Here is a 1,616-nt window from a genome sequence, read left to right on the forward strand (position 1 = left end):
AAAATTGCGTACATTTGACGTAAATATTTTGTTATCGTTCTTTGAGAATTGAGCCTGTACTTTTGCGGTATCTGAATTAATGGAATTGAATATGAATAATGATTGGCTGTCTGAAAAAATCACCTATATTTCTGCTTTAAAGAACCCTAGTGATGCACAAAAACTTTTACTTGAATTAGCCAAAATTCAGTACAGAACATCTGACCAAGAGAAAAAGATTAATGCCTTGATCAAAGCTGAAAAAGCCATAGATCGAGCAAATAAGCAAAAAGTTGCTGTTAGAAAATTATTGAATGCAGAAAAGGAAGCTGAACGTAAAGCTCGTACACGTCATCTCATTCAATTAGGCGCATTATTTGAAATAGCTAACCTAGATCAACGTGACCCAGCCGAATTACTTGGCGTTCTTCTAAAAACTGCTGAAATAGACCCAAATGATATGAAATGGCAAATTTGGAAGGATTTAGGACAAGAAACCTTAAATCAGCGTAAAAAAAATAATTAACTGATTACTTAATTTATTTATTTGGTAAAATCAAAAACTTATTTTATTAAGTTTTATAGAGTTTTTTATGAAAAAAACAATTATCGGGGCATTAGCTGTTTCAACACTTTTACTTTCTGCATGTAGTACATCACAACCTATGTGGAGAAAAGCAGGAATTACTCCACACGATGTTAATAATGCTTTAGCAAAATGTCGCTATGACGTAGGTTTAGCTAAAGTAAATCAAAATGAAAAAGCTGAAATGATACAAGATTGCATGATGGCACAAGGTTTCAGATATACCTATTAATCTTTATAAAATTCAAATAAATAGGTTTATTAATGAAAAAGTTCATAGGTTTCATATCCATCGCTATTTTTTGTACAAATTCTTTAGCAGAAATCCCTGTAAAAAATAATAGTATCCCTTTCAATAAGCTTCCTATAGAAATTAAAGAAGCAGTCCAAACTAATTATATTGAAGCATGTCAAGGTATAGCTGAAGATGAAGAAATGGCTATTAAAAATCCAAAAATCACTTTCCATAAAGGATTTTTGGTAAATGTAGATTTTAATGGCGATGGACTAAAAGATTACATTATCCGATCTTCAGCAGTTACCTGTGAAGGTGCTTACTCTATGTTTACTGGAAGTAGTGATGGCTTTATAGATATCTATTTTCAAAATGAGGCAGGTAAATACAATCATGTACTTAATTATTGGTTAGGTCGTGAAGGTTTAGGACTTCAAAAATCAAAAGATGGATATCGTTTTATATCTGAATATAACAACAGTTATTTAGCTTGGGATAAATCTATAAGTAAGTTTATTTCATATTATGGTCCCGAAAAAAGAAAAGATATTTTGGACATAAATGATGAAAACTCTACGACTAGTCAAACTTCTACAGAAAAAGGTGAAGTTTTAAGACAAGCATTTAATTAAGATATACTTTTACTACTTAAATAGCCTAAGCAGAAAAGAGGGTGTAATATAATTCCGCCCTCTTACCCCCCTCTAAAAAACAAATGCTCTCAACTTCTCAACTCGCCCCCAAAGCGTCGCACTTCGTGCTTTGGCTTTGGAAACGGTTGAGAGAGTTTCGGCAATACTCTTCCTAAAGGCGGTC

3 protein-coding genes are annotated in these 1,616 nt (G+C 32.4%); all 3 read left to right on the top strand.

Annotated features, from left to right (window positions below; translation table 11 throughout):
- Positions 1-91: 91 nt before the first annotated feature.
- Positions 92-505, top strand: a complete 414-nt coding sequence (locus FTV32_RS16920) for a conjugal transfer protein TraD (protein ID WP_180029147.1) — start codon at positions 92-94, stop codon at positions 503-505.
- A gap of 67 nt (positions 506-572) precedes the next feature.
- Positions 573-797 carry a hypothetical protein gene (locus FTV32_RS16925; protein WP_018680094.1) on the top strand — a complete coding sequence of 75 codons (225 nt, stop codon included), beginning with the start codon at positions 573-575 and terminating at the stop codon, positions 795-797.
- A 32-nt stretch (positions 798-829) separates the two neighbouring features.
- Entirely contained in the window at positions 830-1,432 is a 603-nt protein-coding gene (locus FTV32_RS16930; RefSeq protein ID WP_179995850.1) for a hypothetical protein, read from the top strand.
- Positions 1,433-1,616: the final 184 nt, after the last annotated feature.

This window comes from Acinetobacter sp. YH16032, from assembly GCF_013417345.1.
Taxonomy (GTDB): domain Bacteria; phylum Pseudomonadota; class Gammaproteobacteria; order Pseudomonadales; family Moraxellaceae; genus Acinetobacter.